At 48.8% G+C, this 377-nt stretch carries 1 pseudogene; it reads right to left on the reverse strand.

Annotated elements, in window-relative coordinates:
* Positions 1-377, reverse strand: a pseudogene (locus AC056_RS19275) (hypothetical protein); the annotation flags it as partial.

Consider the following 377-nt stretch of genomic DNA (forward strand, 5'->3'; position numbering starts at 1 on the left):
GTTTACTGCATCGGTAGCATTGGTGCCCGCACCGACATTGGTAACTTTCTCACCATTGGCATCCAGTCCGCTTGCTGTCAACTTCCCTGCAAATACAGGTGCATCTGCAAGTTGAATGTCAACCGTATTGCCACTGATCACCGTCTTCACATTCGAGTTCGAACCTGACGCTGTCAGACCCCCTGTGATATTCAGGGTTTCACCCAACTTACGGTCAACACTGCCGCTGTTACCCGCAAAGGTAATTGGTTTAACCACTTCATTATTCAGGTTAGTTAAGGCATCACCGACATTGCTGGCATTAACTGTTGTACCGTCAGTTTTAGTGGTGACATAGGTTGGCGAGCTGACTGCACCGGTAGTGCTGTCATAGCTTG

It is taken from the genome of Acinetobacter genomosp. 33YU (genome assembly GCF_001990725.1).
Classification (GTDB): domain Bacteria; phylum Pseudomonadota; class Gammaproteobacteria; order Pseudomonadales; family Moraxellaceae; genus Acinetobacter; species Acinetobacter seifertii.